Here is a 15,630-nt window from a genome sequence, read left to right as displayed (position 1 = left end):
TCTTCATGGGCGAGTGCTTTCGGAAGTGGGCAAGGGCGCCGCCGCATTCTGCCCCGGGGCCTGCCGTTCGCTGTCGCGCGGCGCCGGCACCCGCCACCGCAGCGCGCCGCTCGCGAGCACGACGCCGGGCACCACGAACGACAGCGCCAGCAGCGCGGGGCGCGTGACGGGCTCGTTCATCCACCAGGCCGCGCCGAGCGTGGTCAGCACGGGCACGAGCGCGGACGACAGCGCGGCGCGTGCGGCGCCCAGCCGCGTGATCGCCACGCCGTAGACGACCAGCCCCAGCAGGCCGGCGACCACGCCTTGCCCCGCGGCCTGCATCGCGATGTCGGTCCATGGCGCGGCGAACAGGCGCGGCGGGCCGGCGAGCCACAGCAGCGGCAACAGCAGCAGGGTCGACGCACCGTTGACGAAGGCTGCGCCCTGCCAGGCGCTCATGCCGCAGCGGCCGAAGGCCAGGGAGTAGACGGTCCACAGCAGGGCCGCCAGCAGAAAGAGCAGGTCGCCGCGCCAGTGCTGCTGGCGCAGGCCCTCGCCGAAGCTGCCCGCCGCGAACACGGCCATGCCGACGGCGATGGCGGCCAGCCCGAGCAGGCGCAGGCCATGCACGCGCTCGCCCCGGTAGACCCACGCGCCCAGCGCGGTGAAGAGCGGCAGGCTGCCGGCCATGAAGATGCCCATGTGACTGGCGGGCGCCCATTGCGCGCCGGCCAGCACCAGCAGGCCGAAGGGCAGGCCGCTGCCGACGACGAGCAGCACGAGCGCGCCGCGCGACGCACCCGGCGGCACGAGCCTGCCGCGCAGCCACAGCGGGCTGAGCAGCAGCGCGGGAATGCCGTAGCGCAGCAGCGCGAGGTCCATCGGCCCGAGCGCGGTGGCGGTCACGCCGTGGCGCGACAGCAGCTGCCAGGCGCTGCCGATGAGGGCGGCGGCCAGCGCGGCGAGCGCGCCGGTCCAGAGGGTGCGAGGCGATGTCGTCATCGGGCCAGTCTGTGGCCCGGCCGGCGCGAAAGCTATCAGATTCGTGCGCCTGCTGCGCCGGCCGGCCCGAGCACGCGACGGGCCTCGCCGAGCGTGACGCCGACGCTGCGCCGGAACACGGCACCCAGGTGGCTCTGGCTGCAGTAGCCCAGGTCGTGCGCGAGGCCCGCGAGGTCGCGTTCGCCGTCGGCCAGCCGCTCCATCGCCGCCGCCAGCCGCAGGTGCTGGCGGTACTGGTGCAGGCTCAGGCCGGTCTGCTGGCGAAAGCGCCGCGCCAGGTGAAAGGGCGAGCGCGACACGGCCTCGGCCAGTTCGTCCAGCGAGAGAGCAGGCCGCGCGCCCGGGCCGTTGCCTTCGGTCAGCAGCAGCTGCCGTGCGCGTGCGACGGCGCCGTGCCAGGGCGCCTGGTGCGGCGCGCTGCCCAGCTCGGCGACGAGCGCGGCCACCAGGGCCGCGGCCTGTGCGCCGTCGGTGTCCGGCAGCTGGCGCCGTGCCGCGTGCATGCGGTACAGCGCCTGCGGGGTCAGCAGGCAGACGCTCACGCCCGCCGCGCTTTCACCGTGGGCCGGGCTCACCGACGCATGGCCGCTGACCACGAGGCTGTGCCGCACGGTCGCGGTCTCGGGGCGCAGCCGGTAGGCGGCGGCGTCGCCGAAGCGGATGGCGGTGAGCGCGTCGGTCAGCCAGGTGTGATCGCCCGAGCGCACGTCGAGCCGCGTGCGCCCGATGGGGAAGACGACGCGCGGCGAGGCCACGGTGTACAGGTCGCTCCACGCCGGCCCCTGCGGTGCGTGCAGGCGCACATGCGCCACCTCGAACCCGCGTCCGGCATAGAGAAGGGTGCGGTCTTGCGGCATGCGAAGCGTGAACGCACGACAGGGTGGATCAGCCCAGCGCGGTCCAGTTGCAGCGCAACTCGTACTGCGCGCCGCGGTAGCTGAGCGTGCCGGTCGCGCCGGCCACGCGCAGCGCCACGGCCACTTGCGGACGGTCCAGGCCGGTGCCGCGCGCGCGCATGAACTGGCGGCGATGGTCGACGAAGCGCTGCTGCAGGCTGAAGCGCTCGGTCTCGTCGGCACCGGAGGCGGTGTTCGCCACGATCAGCTCGGTCAGCTGGCCGGTCGAGAGGCTGAACTGGATCTCGACCGCGTACGGCCGGCCGTCGCACTGCAGGCTGCCGTTCGCAAAGGCGGGCGAGAGGCCAAGGAGCAGAAAGCAGGGCAGGGCGAGAGCGAGGAGGCGGCGGTGCATGTCGCAGTGGGTGCAGGTGGCGGCCCGCCACCATACCCCAAGCAGGTGAAACACACCCGCACACATCCGCACACACACCGCCGGCGCGTCACCCCACCTTGCGCGCGCGCCCTTCCCAGTGCGGCTCGCGCAGCTTGTACTTGAGCATCTTTCCTGCCGGCGACAGCGGAATCTCTTCGCGAAACTCCACGCTGCGCGGGCACTTGTAGCCTGCGATCAGCGTCTTGCAGTGCGCCACCAGCGCCTCGGCGCTCAGGCTTTCTCCGGCGCGCAGCACGACCACGGCATGCACGCGCTCGCCCCACTGGTCGTCGGGCACGCCGACCACGGCGCACATCGACACCTGCGGCAGCTGGGTGATGGCGTTCTCGACCTCGGCCGAGTAGATGTTCTCGCCGCCGCTCACGATCATGTCCTTGAGCCGGTCGACCACGTAGACGAAGCCGTCGGCGTCCATCACGCCGCCGTCGCCGGTGTGCATCCAGCCATCGCGGAGCACCTCGGCGGTCTGCTCGGGCTTGTTCCAGTAGCCGGCCATCACCATCGGCCCGCGCGCGGCGATCTCGCCGACGGTGCCGTTCGGCACAGGCTGGCCCTCGGCATCGACGATGCGCACTTCGGCGATGGGCACGGGCCGCCCGGCCGAGCGGCGGCGCGCGGCCGGCTGGTCGGGGTGGTGGCACCAGGTGGGCAGCACGGTGACCACGGGCGACAGCTCGGTCATGCCGTAGAGCTGGCAGAAGCCCGCGCGCGGCAGCTTGTCGATGGCCTGCAGCAGCAGTGCGTCGTCGATGGGCGCGGCGCCGTACAGCACCAGCTGCAGCGGCGTGGTGTCGAACTCGGCAAAGCGCGGGTGCTCGATGAGCCGCTTGAGCATGGTGGGCACCATGAAGGTCTCGCTGGCGCGCTCGTTCTGGATCGCCTCGAGCACCTTCACTTCGTCGAAGGCCGGAATGATGACCTGCGTGCACAGCCGCATCATCAGCTGCAGCGTGAGGCCGGTGCCGCCCACGTGGAACATGGGCGCCATGTTCAGGCCCACGGCCTCGGCGGGGCGCGTGGCGGCCATGTTGGCCGAGAGCTGGCCGGTGTAGAGGTTGCCGTGCGTGAGCATCACGCCCTTGGGCAGGCCGGTGGTGCCGCCGGTGTACATCACGGCGGCCAGGTCGGCGCCGCCGCGCCGCGCGTCGGGCACGGGCTGCGCCTGCGCCATGAGGGCTTCGGCATCGGCCATGCCGTCGGGCGCGGGGCCGTCGCCGAAGTACACCAGCGTCTTCAGCGAACGCGAGAGTTCGCGCTGCTGCTGCGCCACGGCGCCGAAGTGCGCGTCGGACAGCAGGATGCGCGTGTCGCAGTCATCCAGCGAGTACGCGACCTCGCGCGCGCTCCAGCGGATGTTGACGAGGTTGATCACGCCGCCCGCCCACCAGGTGGCGTAGAGGTACTCCACGTAGCGGTCGGAGTTCAGCGCCAGCAGGCCCACGCGGTCGCCGGGTTGCAGGCCCAGCGACTGCAGCACGGCCGCGAGCCGCGCCACGCGGTCGACGAACTGGGCGAAGGTGCTGCGGCGCTCGCCGCACACGAGGGCGGTGGCGCCGGGGCGTTCCTGCAGGGCCTTGTGCAGGGGCTGGGTGAGGTCCATGGACTGCGGTCTCCGTCGGTCGGTTCGTTGTTGTGCGCCGAGTATGGAAGGGACGCGCCGAGCCGGCATCGTCGGAAGCGACGGGATCGAAAGCGCTGCGGCGGCCAAAGTCGTCCGAAGCGACGGTGACCGGCCAAGGACTGCGCGCGACCATCGCCGAAGAACGAACGATTCGACTGTTCGACCGACCGGAGACAAGCCATGCATTCCTTCCCGACCGACCCGGCGCGCCGCCGCCTGATCCACGGCGCCGCGCTCGCCGCCGCGGGCACCGCGCTGCCCTTCCTGGCGCGCGCCCAGGGCCTGTTCGGCAAGCAGCCGATCACGCTGCTGGTGCCGTACCCCGCGGGCGGCGCCACCGACGTGCAGGCGCGCGCGCTGGCCCTGGCGGCCTCGCGCGAGCTGAAGCAGCAGATCGTGATCCTCAACCAGCCCGGCGTGGCCGCCACGCTGGCGCCGACCACCATGGCGCGCAAGGCCGCGCCCGACGGCTACACGCTGTCGCTCATGCTGAGCTCGCTGTACCGGCTGCCGCACCTGCAGAAGGTGAGCTACGACCCCGCCACCGACTTCACCTACGTGGCCAACGTGACGGCCGCCACGCTGGGCATCACGGTGCGCCAGGACGCGCCGTGGAAAGACCTGAACGCGCTGCTGGCCGCGGCCAAGGCCAAGCCGGGCGAGGTGTCGTACGGCACCACCGGGCGCGGCGGCACCTCGCACGTGTCGATGGAGCGGCTGGCCGCGCTGGCCGGCGTGAAGTTCAACTTCATTCCCTTCAAGGGCGCGGCCGAGCTGTACAACGCGCTCATGGGCGGCCATGTGGACGCGGTCTCCGAGGCCGGCTTCGGCGCCGCCGTGGCGGGCGGGCGCGTGCGCCTGCTGGCCACCTTCAACGAAGCGCGCTCGCCCACGCGGCTGAACGTGCCGACCGTGAAGGAGTTGGGCTACGACGTGGTGGCCAACGGATCGTGGGGCATCGCCGGCCCGCGCGGCATGGACCCGAAGGTGGTGCAGGCGCTGCAGGAGGCCTTCCGCAAGGCCGTGGACGACCCCGAGTTCCTGCGCACGCTCGACTTGAACGACTACGTCCGGTTCTACATGGACAGCCCCGCCTACACGGCCTGGGCGCACAAGACCTACGCCGACGAGAAGCGCTTCGTGAGCGACCTGCGCATCAAGCTCGACGACTGAACCCGACCTTTCTTCCCGCCATGACTTCTTCCTCTTCTTCTCTTCACTGCTTCCTCCACCCCAAGGCCATCGCGTTCGTCGGCGCCACCGAGCGCTCGGTGTGGTCCAACGCGGCGCTCGCCAGCCTGCGCACGCTGGGCTACGCGGGCCAGCTGTACCCGGTCAACCGGCGCGGCGGCAGCTTTCATGGCATGGCGGCGGCCACCTCGGCCGAGGCCATCGGCGAGCCGGTCGACACGGCGCTGCTCATGGTGCCGGCCGACGCGCTCGACGACGCGCTGGCCGACCTGCAGCGCGCGGGCATCGGCAACGCCGTGCTGCTGAGCTCGGGCTTCGCCGAAGCCGGCGAGGAAGGCCGCGAGCGCCAGCGCCAGCTCACGGCCAAGGCGCGATCGCGCGGCCTGCGCATCCTCGGGCCGAACTGCCTGGGCTTCGTCAACTACGTCGACCGCTCGGCCGTGTGGACCGCTTCGCTGCGCGAGCCGCTGCCGGCGGGCACGCTGGGCATCGTGTCGCAAAGCGGCGCGCTGGCGGGGCAGCTGTCGTTCATGGCGCAGGTGCACGGCATCGGCCTGAGCCGCATGGTGTCGACCGGCAACGAGTCGGACATCGACATCGCCGAGGTCATCGACTACCTGGTGGACGACGAGCACACACGCTCCATCGCCGTGTTCGCCGAGACCGTGCGCGACCCGCAGCGCTTTGCCGCCGCGGCCGAACGCGCGCTGGCCGTGGCCAAGCCCATCGTGGTGCTGAAGATGGGCAGCAGCGAGATCACGGCGCAGGCCGCGCAGGCCCACACCGGCTCGCTGGTGGGCGACGACCGCGTGTTCGACGCCATGTGCCAGCGCCTGGGCCTGATGCGCGTGCGCTCCATCGAAGACCTGGTGTTCACCGCCGCCTTCGCCAGCATGACCGGGCCCTTCGCGGCCGGCGGGCTGGCGGCGGTGTCGATGTCGGGCGGCATGTGCGAGATCTTTGCCGAGCGCGCCGAGGAAGAGGGCCTGGCGCTCACGCCGCTCGCGCCCGCCACCGAGGCCGCGCTGCGCGAGGTGCTGCCGGGCTACGGTACGCCGCAGAACCCGCTGGACGTGACCGGCGCCGCCATGCTGCAGCCCGAGCTGTTCGGCAACGCGCTCGAAGCGCTGGTGCGCGACCCCGCGCTGGGCGCCGCCATCGTCGTGGCCGACGTGCCCAACGCGCCGGCCAACGACACGCCGCTGAACCGCGCCGTGCTCGCGCAGGTGTCGCGTGGGCTGGCCGCCAGCCCGGTGCCGGCCATCGTCTGCAGCCACTACGTGATGCAGGTGAGCGAGCGGTCGCGCGAGCTCATCGCCGAGACCGGCATCCGCCACATCGCCTGCGGCATCCACCATGCGATGAGTGCGGCGGGCGCGGTGCGTCGCTGGTCGGAAACGCTGCGCCGGCGTCAGGGCGCGCAAGGTGTCGCTGCTGCAGTGCCGGCCACGCCGCCCGCGCAGCCTCTGCGTTCGGAGCGCGAGACGCTCGAGTGGCTCTCGCAGCGCGGCGTGCCCGTAGTGCCCGTGCGGCTGTCGCGCAGCGCCGACGAGGCCGCGCGCATTGCACAGGAACTCGGCGGCCCGGTCGTGCTGAAGATCGCCTCGGCGCAGATCGCGCACAAGACCGAGGTCGGCGGCGTGGCGCTCAACCTGCAGGGCGCCGACGCGGTGCGCGCGGCCTGGCAGGCGATGGATGCGCGCGTGCGCGCGGCGCGGCCCGAGGCCGAGATCGACGGCATCCTCGTCGCGCCGATGCGCCAGGGTGGGCTCGAGCTCTTCGTCGGCACCGTGCGCGATCCGCAGTGGGGCCCGGCGCTCGCCGTGGGGCTCGGCGGCATCTGGGTCGAGGCGCTGCGCGACACCAGCCTGCGCCTCCTGCCCGTGACGCCCGCCGAGGTGAAGGACATGCTGGCCGAGCTGCGCGGTGCGCGCCTGCTCGACGGCTGGCGCGGCGCACCCGCGGCCGACCGCGATGCTATCGCCGAAGCCGTGGCCGCCATCGGCAACGCCGCGCTCGCGCTCGGCCCCGACCTGGTCTCGCTCGAAGTCAACCCGCTGCGGGTGGACGGCCGCACGGTCGAGGCGCTCGATGCGCTGGCCGTGTGGGGCGCGGCGGGCTGAACCGCTTTCATCGTCAAGAAAACCAACAGGAGACTTCTTCCATGCTGCAACGACGTCGATTCGCGCAATGGGGCGCGAGCGGACTGCTGGCCCCCGCGCTCGGTGCCCTGCCGAAGGCGCAGGCGGCCGACGCCTACCCGACCCAGCCGATCAAGGTGATCGTGTCCTCGGCGGCCGGCGGGCTGGTCGACGGCATCGCGCGCACCATCGGCGAGCGCATCGCCAAGCCGCTGGGCCAGCCGGTGTTGATCGACCCCAAGCCCGGTGCCAACGGCGCCATTGCCGCGTCCTTCGTGGCCAAGGCGCCGGACGACGGCCACACGCTGCTGTTCGCCGTCAACTCCTTCGTGCTCGCGCCGCTGCTGATGGCCAAGCCCGGCTACGACGTGTTCAAAGACTTCGCGCCCGTGTCGCTGTCGAACTACGGCCTGCTCGTGTTCGCGGTGGGCGAGGGCGTGCCGGCCAAGAGCATGCGCGAGTTCGTCGCCATGGCCAAGGCGCAGCCCGGCAAGCTGAGCTTCGGCTCGGCGGGGCAGGGCTCGTCGGGCCACCTCTATGGTGAGAAGCTCATGCGCGACGAGGGCCTGCAGATGACGCACGTGCCCTACAAGGGCGGCGCGCCGCTGATGATCGACATCCTCGGCGGCCAGGTGCAGGGCGGCTTCGTCACCATGGGCGAGGCGCTGCCGCACGCGAAGTCGGGCCGCGCGAAATTGCTGGGCGTGTTCGGCACGCGCCGCATGCCGCTCGCGCCGCAGATTCCCACCTTCACCGAGCAGGGCTTCAAGGGCTACGAGCACGGCGGCTTCTGGGGCTTCTTCGCGCCCACCGGCACGCCGCAACCGGCCATCGACAAGCTGGCCGGTGCGGTGCGAAAGGCCGTGGCACAGCCCGATCTTCAGGAACGGATGATCGGTTTGGGGCTGGAGCCTTCGGGTGAAGGGCCGGGTGAGTTGATGGCAGCGGTGCGGCGGGAGAACCTGCTGTGGTCGCGGCTCATCAAGGACATGAACCTGAAGCTTGAATAGACCTCAGGCCCGTGCCACCACGCCGGCGGTCACCAGCGCATCGACCGCCGCGCGTTCGAACCCGAACTCCCCCAGCACCTCGTCCGTGTGCTCCCCCAGCGACGGCGCAAGCCGCTGCACGCCGCCCGGCGTGGCCGAGAGCGTGAACGGCACGCCGGGAAAGCGCAGCGTGCCTTCGGTCGGGTGCTCGGCGTCGTGCCACAGGCCGCTGGCCTTCAGCTGCGGATCGTCGGGCAGCTGCTGCAGCGTCTGGATCGGCATCGCCGGAATGTCGGCCTGGCGGAAGGCCGCGACCCACTCGGCTGTCGTGCGCGCGCCGGTGGCGCGCTCCAGCTCGCCGAACACCACGGTGTGGTTGCGCACGCGCGCGGCCAGTGTGGCAAAGCGTTCGTCCTCGCGCAGCTCGGGCCGGCCCACCACCTCGAAGAAGCGCAGCCACTGCGCGTCGGTGTAGGGCACCAGCGCGATGTAGCCGTCGGCCGTGCGAAAAGGCTTGCGCACGCCGGAGCGGATCGAGCCGTACACCATGTCGTCGATGGGTGGCTGGAAGGTGTGGCCCCACAGGTGCTCCACCATGTTGAAGGCGGTCATGGTCTCGAACATCGGCACGTCGACCGCCTGCCCCTGGCCGCTGCGTTCGCGGTGGAACAGCGCGGTGACGATGGCGTAGGCGGCGTACAGCGCGGTGGTCTTGTCGGCCACGAGCGCGGGCATATAGCGCGGCTCGCCGGTGTAGATCGATTGCAGCTGCGCCAGGCCCGAGGCGGCCTGGATGATGTCGTCGAAGGCCGGCAGGCCCGCATACGGCCCCTCGTCCGAGAAGCCCTTGACGTGCGCGCTCACGAGGCGCGGGTTGAGTTCCAGCAGCCGCGCCGCGTCGATGCCGATGCGCGCCGCTGCATCGGTGCGCACCGAATGCACGAGCACGTCGCTGCCGCGCACCAGCGTGTCGAGCACCTCGCGCGCGGCGGGTTGCTTCAGGTCGAGCACGAGGCTGCGCTTGTTCCGGTTGCACGACAGGTACAGCGACGACATGCCCTTGTGGCGCGCGGGTCCGACCGAGCGGGCCAGGTCGCCCTGTGGCGCCTCGACCTTGATGACGTCGGCGCCCATGTCGGCCAGCATCTGGCTGGCCAGCGGGCCGAGCACCACGGACGACAGGTCGAGCACCTTGACGCCTTCGAGGGCGCCGCGAAAAAGTGGAGGGGGCGTCATCGGTCAGTCCTCCAGGCGGATGCCGGTCTTGTCGATCACGCGCTTCCAGGTGTCGGCGTCCTGGCGCAGCACCACGGAAAATTCGGCGGCCGTGCTGCCCACGGGCTCGATGTTCATGTCGCGCATCTTCTTTTGCACCTCGGGCTTGGCGATGATGGCGGCGACGGCCTTCGACATCTTGTCCACGCGCGGCTGCGGCGTGCCGGCCGGCAGGAAGAGCGCAATCCACGCATAGGGCTCGAAGCCCGCGTAACCCGCCTGCTGGAAGGTCGGCACCTGCGGCAGCGTGGCCGAGCGCTGCGTGCCCAGCGCCGCCAGCGCGCGCAGCTTGCCGCTTTGCAGATAGGGCAGGGCGGTGCCGGTGTCGAGCACGGCCACGCGGATGTGGCCGCCGAGCAGGTCGGTCACCATCGGCGCGGCGCCCTTGTAGGGCACGTGCGGCATGTCGACGCCGGCTTCCTTCTTGAACAGCTCGCCGTAGATGTGCGAGGTGGTCGCCACGCCGGTGGAGCCGTACGAAAACTTGCCGGGCTCGGCCTTGAGCAGCGTGACGAGTTCGGCCAGCGTTTTCGCGGGCACGTCGGGCGTCACGACCAATGCCGAGGTCGAGATGCCGATCTGCGACACGGCCGCGAAGTCTTTCACCGCGTCGTACGAGAGCTTGCGCTGCAGCGCGGGCATCTGCACGTGCGTGGTGATGGTGAAGAGGGCGGTGTGGCCGTCTTTCGGGGCGCGCGCGACGGCGGCGGCGCCGATGGTGCCACTGGCGCCCACGCGGTTGTCGACCACCACGGGCTTGCCCCAGGCGGTGCCGAGTTCCTGCGCGACCAGCCGCGCGATGTTGTCGGTGATGCCGCCGGCGGGGAAGGGCACGACGAGCGTGACGGGTTGCGAGGGGTAGTCGGCCGGAGGCTGTTGCGCGGCGGCGGGCAGCGTGAGCAAGGCTGCGAGTGCGAGGCCGAGCGTGGAGGAAAGACGTGTCATGGCGTGCGGTCTCAATCGAGCTTGATGTTCTTGGCCTGGATCACCTGCTTCCACCGCGCATGGTCCGCGCGCATGGTGGCGGTGAGCTGCGCGGGCGTGCTGCCGACCGGGATCACGCCCAGGCCTTCGATGCGCGCCGCCTGCTCGGGGCTTTGCACCACCTGGGCCACTTCGGTCGACAGGCGCTGCGCGATGGGCTGCGGCGTGCCGGCGGGCAGGTAGATGCCGAACCAGCCGACCGACTCCATGCCGGCGAAGCCCTGTTCCTTGAAGGTGGGCACGCCGGCCGCGAGCGGGGCGCGTGCGGTGCCGACCACGGCGATCGACTTCGCCTTGCCGGCCGCGACGTGCGGGCCCACGCCCTTGGCCGAGACGAACACGGCATCGACGGTGCCGCCGAGCAGGTCGGTGATGGCCGGCGCTTCGCCCTTGTAGGGCACGTGCAGCAGCTGGATGCCCGCGGCGTCCTGCAGCACCTCGGCGTACAGGTGGGCGCTCGATCCGTTGCCGTAGGAGCCGTACGAGTACTTGCCGGGCGCGGCGCGCGCGAGTTTGACGAAGCCGTCGAGGGTGTCGACGCCGAGCTTGTTGCTCACGGTGAAGACGATGGGCAGGCGGCCCGCTTCCGACACGGGCACGAAGTCCTTGAACGGATCGAAGCCGGCGTTGGGGTACAGCAGCGGGTTCTGGATGATGGAGGTGAGCGAGAACAGCACGGTGTAGCCGTCGGCCGGTGCGCGCTGCACGGCGGTGATGCCGATCTGCCCGTTGCCGCCGGGGCGGTTGTCGACGATGACGCTCTGGCCGAGCCGCTTGCCCAGGCCCTCGGCGACGATGCGCGCGAACACGTCGGTGCCGCCGCCTGCGGCGTAGGGCACGATCATGCGGATGGGTTTGTCGGGCCAGGTTGGCTGCTGCGCGAAGGCGCTGCTCGTGGCCAGGGCGGCGGCCAGCGTGAGGGCGTGGCGGCGGGTGAATCTGCTGTGCATGTCTGTCTTGTCTCCGATGGTTTTTCTGCGTGGGTGCGATGTCAGGGCGGCAGGCTCACGACGGCAATGCCGGGGCCGACCGACACGCCGTGGCGGTTCTCGCTCCACAGGCGCAGGTCGAGGCGATGGCGATGCGCGGCGTCGGCGCTGTCGTCGATCCACTTGCGCTCGACCTGGCCGCGCACGGTGACGGTGTCGCCCGCGGTGTTGAACGACTTCATGCGAAAGCCGCGGATGGCATGCAGCACGCCGGCCGTGCCGATGTACTCGCGAATCGCGCGCTCCCACATGCCCTGCAGCAGCATGACGTTGGCGTACATCTCGGGGGCGCCGGTCGATTGGGCGTGCTCGGTGTTGTGGTGGATGGCGTTGAAGTCGCGGTTGGCGCCGGCGGCCATCACGAGGCGGTAGACGGTGAGGGGGAAGGGCAGGGGGTTCAAGGTGTCGCCCTCGTTGACTTCGTTCCAGTGGCGTTGTTCTTGCCAGTTCATCTTGTTGCTTTCTTTGTTCAGGGCGCGTGCACAGGCCACCGGGTACTTCCCTCCGCGAATGTCCCCCGGCCTGCGGCCTCCTCCTTGATTTCGCTGCGGGAAGCACCCAGTGCCCTGTGCACGGGTGGCCGTGCGCCAGTGCGGGAGGCCGCATGGCGTCGGGCGTCTGTTCTCTAGTGCGGCAGGTAGTGGTACATGCCGAAGCGGCAGCGGGCCACGACCTCTTCGCGCTGGTTCACGATGTCGTACTCCCATGTCGTGAAGGCGCCTTTTCCTACCTTGGTCGCCTTGGGTTCGCAGCGCACGAGCCGGTTGCCGCGCCTTCCCAGCCGGTCGCCCAGGCGCGCGGGTTGCAGGTAGTCGACCTCGTAGTCGGTCGCCATGTAGGCGGTGGTGGGCGGCATGCCCTCGGGGCGCGTGCCCTTGAGCGGGCTGCGTTCGGGCTCGGCGTTGCGCGCCTCGCTGGTGAACACGGGCGGCTGGCCCGGGGCCCACATGGGCGGCAGCGTGAGGCTCGCGAGGCTGGTCGATGGCGCCACTGCATCTGGGCCTTGATGCAGCGGGCAGTCGAACTCCAGCACTTCGACATAGCGGCGCACGGCGCCGGCCTCGATCACGTCGGCGCCCCAGCGGATCACGCCGTTCGCAAAGTCTTCGCCCACGCGCGCCACCATCGGCGCCCAGGCGCTTTCCCAATCGTCCATGTGCAACTGCTTTCTTCAGATGCCGATGAACTCAGCGACGTCGCCCAGCGGCGCGCGCTCGGTCTCGAGGGCGTCGAGGGGCTTGTCGCGGTCGGCATAACCGATGGCCATGCCGGTGAAGAGCATGCGTTCGGGCGGCAGGTCGATGAAGCGGCCGATGGTCTGCGGGTAGATGGCCCAGCATTCCTGCGGGCAGCTGTCCAGGCCCTCGGCGCGCAGCAGCAGCATGACGTTCTGCAACATCATCCCCAGGTCGGACCACTGCGGCGGGCCCATGCGGCGATCCACCGTGCAGAAGAGCGCGAGCGGCGCGCCGAAGAACTGGAAGTTGCGCGCAAACCATTTCAGGCGCGCGGCCTTGTCCTCGCGCGGAATGCCCAGGCGCGCGTACATCGCCTCGCCGACGGCGAAGCGGCGGTCGCGGTAGGGCGCCACCAGCTCGCGCGGGTAGATGTCGTACTCGCTGCCTTCGCCACCGGGCGTTTCCTGCACGCGGGTGCGCATGAGGGCTTTGAGTTCGTCCAGGCGCTCGCCGCCCACCACATGCAGGTGCCACGGTTGCAGGTTGCCGCCCGAGGGCGCGCGCAGCGCGGCCTGCAGCACGCGGCGGAGGGTGTCGGGCGGCACGGGGCGGTCGAGAAATTCGCGCACCGAGCGGCGGCTTGCGACGGCGTCGTAGACAGTCATGGTCATGCGGCGTTCTTTCGTTCGTTCATGAGGGTCACGCCCAGCTCGCGTGCCACTTCGGCGCTGTGCTGGCCGGGCGTCGCGGCGTGCGACAGGTCGGCGTAGGCATAGCCCGAGAAGCGCACCGGCGGGCGCACTTCAAGATACGCGCCTTCGGTCGGGTGCGTGCGCTGTCGGAAAAGACCGGCGGCCTGCAGTTGCGGGTCGTCGGGCAGGTCGGCGATGTCGTTCACGCGCATCGCGGGCACGTTGGCCTTCTTCAATATGTCGAGCCACTCGGCCGTGGTGCGCTCGGGCAGGATGGCGGCGGCGGCCTCGTACATGCGGCTCATGTGCTTGCGGCGCAGCGCCTTGTCGGCCAGCTCGGGCGCCTCGAGCACCTCGGGGTGGCCGGCGGCCTCGAAGAAGCGCAGCCAGCGGTCGTCCAGGTAGGGCGCAATGGCGATGTAGCCGTCGCGCGTGCGCATGGGCTGGCGCATGGGGTCGATCTGGCGCGGGTACAGCGCGGGGCCGGTGGGCGGCACGAAGGTCTTGTCGCACAGGTGCTCCACGAGGTTGAAGCTGGCGAGCGACTCGAACATCGGCACCTCCACCTGCTGGCCCTCGCCGGTGCGCAGCCGGTGCACCACGGCGGCGAGCACGGCATACGCCGCATGCAGGCCCGAGACCTTGTCGGCCATGGTCATCGGCACGTAGCGCGGCTGCGGGTTGCCGTCGACCTTGGGCGGCAGCGAGGCGATGCCCGAGGCGGCCTGGATGATGTCGTCGTAGGCCTGCAGCGCGGCGTACGGCCCGCGCTGGTCGAAGCCGGTGCAGTGCACGTACACGATGTCGGGGCGGATGGCGCGCACGTCGTCGTACGAGAGGCCCGCGCGCGCGATGGCGTCGCTGCGCACGTTGTGGATGAAGATGTCGCTGGTCTCGATGAGGCGGCGCATCGCGGCGCGACCGTCCTCGCTCTTCAGGTCCCAGTCGACCGAGCGCTTGCCGCGGTTCAGCCGCAGGTGCACGGGGCTCATCAGCGGCGTGACGGGCGGCGTGCCGATGATGCGGATGCTGTCGCCCTCGGGCGGCTCGACCTTGACCACCTCGGCGCCGAGGTCCGCGAGGATCTGCGTGCAGTAGGGGCCGAAGATCACCGTGGTGAGGTCGACGATGCGCAGGCCTTCGAGCATGCGGGGGGCGGTGGATGGTGTGGTCATGGGTGGGGAGGTCATGCGGCGACAAGGCCCTGCATCTCGGCGGCCAGGTGGCGCACGCGCTCGGGGCCGCCGAGCAGCTGGCGGTTGAAGCCGATGCGCTTGAACCAGTAATGCAGGCCCAGCAGGTCGGTGATGCCCATGCCGCCGTGCACCTCGGTGGCGGTGCGGGCGACGAAGGTACCGGTCTCGCTCAGGTGCGATTTGGCGTGCGCGGCGAGCAGCGCGGCTTCTTCGGGCAATGCGTCGAAGGCATGCGCCGCGTACCAGACGAGGGCGCGGCCGGGCTCCAGCGCGGCGGCCATCTCGGCGCACAGGTGCTTCACGGCCTGGAAGGAACCGATCACGCGGCCGAACTGGCGGCGCTCCTTGGCGTAGGCCACGGCCTGGCCGATCATGGCTTCGCCGGCACCGAGCGTGTCGGCGGCGAGCAGGGCCCAGCCCGCGCTGCGCAGGCGCGCGAGCGTGGCGGGGCCGCTGTTGGGAAGTCGTTCTGCCTTCACCTGTGCGAAGTGCAACTCACCGAGCGGGCGCGTGGCGTCGATGCTGCGCAGCGCACCGCGCGTGAGGCCTTGTGCATCGGCGCGCACGAGGTGCAGGCCGCCCGCGCGGTCGGCCACGATGAACACATCGGCCGCGCCCGCGTCGAGCACGAAGAGCGCGCTGCCGTCGAGCGTGCCGTTGGCGTGGGCTGTCACGCCCGCGCCATCGCGCGCGCCGGCCACGGCCTCGGCGATGGCGACGCCGGCGATGCATTCGCCAGCCGCCAGGCGCGGCAGCCATTCATCCTGCTGCGCGGCGCTGCCGGCCTCGCGCAGCGCCAGCGGTGCGAGCACGGCGGTGCCGAGAAAAGGCGTGGGCGCGACATGGCGGCCCAGTTCCTCGGCGGCCAATGCAGCGTCGAGCAGCGACAGGCCGAGCCCGCCGAAGGCCTCGGGCACGAGCAGGGCCGGCACGCCGACCTCGCACAGCGTGCGCCAGACCTCGCGGTCCAGCGGCAGGTCGTCGGCCGCGACGCGGCGCACGCGATCGAGCGGGCAGGCGCGTTCGAGCGCGCGGCGCAGGCTGTCCTGCAGCAGCTTCTGGTCGGCGGAGAGGGCGAATTCCATGGCGTGCTTTCT

General features: G+C 71.1%; 15 protein-coding genes. 3 read left to right on the top strand and 12 right to left on the bottom strand.

From position 1 onward, the window contains the following. Positions 1–3 precede the first annotated feature (3 nt). From AC1RL8_RS25390 to AC1RL8_RS25375, 4 genes are all read right to left on the bottom strand, one after another. Positions 4–984, bottom strand: coding sequence for a DMT family transporter (locus AC1RL8_RS25390; protein WP_492686498.1), 981 nt, complete (start codon positions 982–984; stop codon positions 4–6). A 35-nt stretch (positions 985–1,019) separates the two neighbouring features. After that, the gene (locus tag AC1RL8_RS25385) at positions 1,020–1,841 is read right to left on the bottom strand and encodes a helix-turn-helix domain-containing protein (RefSeq protein ID WP_492686499.1); all 822 of its coding nucleotides are present in this window, start codon (positions 1,839–1,841) and stop codon (positions 1,020–1,022) included. A 28-nt stretch (positions 1,842–1,869) separates the two neighbouring features. Beyond that, positions 1,870–2,235: a hypothetical protein gene (locus tag AC1RL8_RS25380; protein ID WP_095746821.1), complete on the bottom strand. Its 366-nt coding sequence runs from the start codon at positions 2,233–2,235 to the stop codon at positions 1,870–1,872. Between the two features lie 88 nt (positions 2,236–2,323). After that, a complete protein-coding gene (locus AC1RL8_RS25375) occupies positions 2,324–3,877 on the bottom strand; it encodes a long-chain-fatty-acid--CoA ligase (RefSeq protein WP_492686500.1) in 1,554 nt (517 codons plus the stop codon). 201 nt (positions 3,878–4,078) lie between these two features. On the opposite strand from AC1RL8_RS25375, the gene AC1RL8_RS25370 reads away from it, so the two are divergent. From AC1RL8_RS25370 to AC1RL8_RS25360, 3 genes are read left to right on the top strand one after another with little or no spacing between them, the layout of a single operon-like run. Beyond that, on the top strand, positions 4,079–5,071 hold the full coding sequence (locus tag AC1RL8_RS25370) for a tripartite tricarboxylate transporter substrate binding protein (RefSeq protein WP_062475192.1): 993 nt from the start codon (positions 4,079–4,081) through the stop codon (positions 5,069–5,071). Positions 5,072–5,091: 20 nt separating this feature from the next. Continuing rightward, positions 5,092–7,212: an acetate--CoA ligase family protein gene (locus AC1RL8_RS25365; protein WP_492686501.1), complete on the top strand. Its 2,121-nt coding sequence runs from the start codon at positions 5,092–5,094 to the stop codon at positions 7,210–7,212. Positions 7,213–7,253: 41 nt separating this feature from the next. After that, positions 7,254–8,240 carry a Bug family tripartite tricarboxylate transporter substrate binding protein gene (locus AC1RL8_RS25360; RefSeq protein ID WP_492686502.1) on the top strand — a complete coding sequence of 329 codons (987 nt, stop codon included), beginning with the start codon at positions 7,254–7,256 and terminating at the stop codon, positions 8,238–8,240. A gap of 3 nt (positions 8,241–8,243) precedes the next feature. On the opposite strand, the gene AC1RL8_RS25355 is transcribed toward AC1RL8_RS25360, so the two are convergent. From AC1RL8_RS25355 to AC1RL8_RS25320, 8 genes are all read right to left on the bottom strand, one after another. After that, on the bottom strand, positions 8,244–9,455 hold the full coding sequence (locus tag AC1RL8_RS25355; protein WP_070062798.1) for a CaiB/BaiF CoA transferase family protein: 1,212 nt from the start codon (positions 9,453–9,455) through the stop codon (positions 8,244–8,246). 3 nt (positions 9,456–9,458) lie between these two features. Then, complete coding sequence (locus tag AC1RL8_RS25350; RefSeq protein ID WP_492686503.1) at positions 9,459–10,439, bottom strand: Bug family tripartite tricarboxylate transporter substrate binding protein; 981 nt, start codon at positions 10,437–10,439, stop codon at positions 9,459–9,461. A gap of 11 nt (positions 10,440–10,450) precedes the next feature. Next, the gene (locus tag AC1RL8_RS25345) at positions 10,451–11,428 is read right to left on the bottom strand and encodes a Bug family tripartite tricarboxylate transporter substrate binding protein (protein ID WP_492686504.1); all 978 of its coding nucleotides are present in this window, start codon (positions 11,426–11,428) and stop codon (positions 10,451–10,453) included. Positions 11,429–11,469: 41 nt separating this feature from the next. Then, positions 11,470–11,919: a hotdog family protein gene (locus AC1RL8_RS25340; protein WP_492686505.1), complete on the bottom strand. Its 450-nt coding sequence runs from the start codon at positions 11,917–11,919 to the stop codon at positions 11,470–11,472. Between the two features lie 173 nt (positions 11,920–12,092). Then, positions 12,093–12,623, bottom strand: coding sequence for a hypothetical protein (locus tag AC1RL8_RS25335; protein WP_492686506.1), 531 nt, complete (start codon positions 12,621–12,623; stop codon positions 12,093–12,095). 15 nt (positions 12,624–12,638) lie between these two features. Continuing rightward, the gene (locus AC1RL8_RS25330; protein ID WP_492686585.1) at positions 12,639–13,310 is read right to left on the bottom strand and encodes a nitroreductase; all 672 of its coding nucleotides are present in this window, start codon (positions 13,308–13,310) and stop codon (positions 12,639–12,641) included. 2 nt (positions 13,311–13,312) lie between these two features. Further along, a complete protein-coding gene (locus tag AC1RL8_RS25325) occupies positions 13,313–14,512 on the bottom strand; it encodes a CaiB/BaiF CoA transferase family protein (RefSeq protein ID WP_492686507.1) in 1,200 nt (399 codons plus the stop codon). A gap of 11 nt (positions 14,513–14,523) precedes the next feature. Further along, positions 14,524–15,618, bottom strand: coding sequence for an acyl-CoA dehydrogenase family protein (locus AC1RL8_RS25320; RefSeq protein WP_492686508.1), 1,095 nt, complete (start codon positions 15,616–15,618; stop codon positions 14,524–14,526). Between the last annotated feature and the right edge of the window lie 12 nt (positions 15,619–15,630).

The organism is Variovorax sp. GW822-FHT04E09, from assembly GCF_058800845.1.
The sequence above is the reverse complement of the archived record's forward strand: the minus strand, read 5'-3'. Positions and strand labels throughout refer to the sequence as shown.

What these genes read in the sequence shown, in the direction of transcription:
- AC1RL8_RS25390 (WP_492686498.1), bottom strand. Translation starts at nt 984, where the DNA reads ATGACGACATCGCCTCGCACCCTCTGGACCGGCGCGCTCGCCGCGCTG.
- AC1RL8_RS25385 (WP_492686499.1), bottom strand. Translation starts at nt 1,841, where the DNA reads ATGCCGCAAGACCGCACCCTTCTCTATGCCGGACGCGGGTTCGAGGTG.
- AC1RL8_RS25380 (WP_095746821.1), bottom strand. Translation starts at nt 2,235, where the DNA reads ATGCACCGCCGCCTCCTCGCTCTCGCCCTGCCCTGCTTTCTGCTCCTT.
- AC1RL8_RS25375 (WP_492686500.1), bottom strand. Translation starts at nt 3,877, where the DNA reads ATGGACCTCACCCAGCCCCTGCACAAGGCCCTGCAGGAACGCCCCGGC.
- AC1RL8_RS25370 (WP_062475192.1), top strand. Translation starts at nt 4,079, where the DNA reads ATGCATTCCTTCCCGACCGACCCGGCGCGCCGCCGCCTGATCCACGGC.
- AC1RL8_RS25365 (WP_492686501.1), top strand. Translation starts at nt 5,092, where the DNA reads ATGACTTCTTCCTCTTCTTCTCTTCACTGCTTCCTCCACCCCAAGGCC.
- AC1RL8_RS25360 (WP_492686502.1), top strand. Translation starts at nt 7,254, where the DNA reads ATGCTGCAACGACGTCGATTCGCGCAATGGGGCGCGAGCGGACTGCTG.
- AC1RL8_RS25355 (WP_070062798.1), bottom strand. Translation starts at nt 9,455, where the DNA reads ATGACGCCCCCTCCACTTTTTCGCGGCGCCCTCGAAGGCGTCAAGGTG.
- AC1RL8_RS25350 (WP_492686503.1), bottom strand. Translation starts at nt 10,439, where the DNA reads ATGACACGTCTTTCCTCCACGCTCGGCCTCGCACTCGCAGCCTTGCTC.
- AC1RL8_RS25345 (WP_492686504.1), bottom strand. Translation starts at nt 11,428, where the DNA reads ATGCACAGCAGATTCACCCGCCGCCACGCCCTCACGCTGGCCGCCGCC.
- AC1RL8_RS25340 (WP_492686505.1), bottom strand. Translation starts at nt 11,919, where the DNA reads ATGAACTGGCAAGAACAACGCCACTGGAACGAAGTCAACGAGGGCGAC.
- AC1RL8_RS25335 (WP_492686506.1), bottom strand. Translation starts at nt 12,623, where the DNA reads ATGGACGATTGGGAAAGCGCCTGGGCGCCGATGGTGGCGCGCGTGGGC.
- AC1RL8_RS25330 (WP_492686585.1), bottom strand. Translation starts at nt 13,310, where the DNA reads ATGACTGTCTACGACGCCGTCGCAAGCCGCCGCTCGGTGCGCGAATTT.
- AC1RL8_RS25325 (WP_492686507.1), bottom strand. Translation starts at nt 14,512, where the DNA reads ATGACCACACCATCCACCGCCCCCCGCATGCTCGAAGGCCTGCGCATC.
- AC1RL8_RS25320 (WP_492686508.1), bottom strand. Translation starts at nt 15,618, where the DNA reads ATGGAATTCGCCCTCTCCGCCGACCAGAAGCTGCTGCAGGACAGCCTG.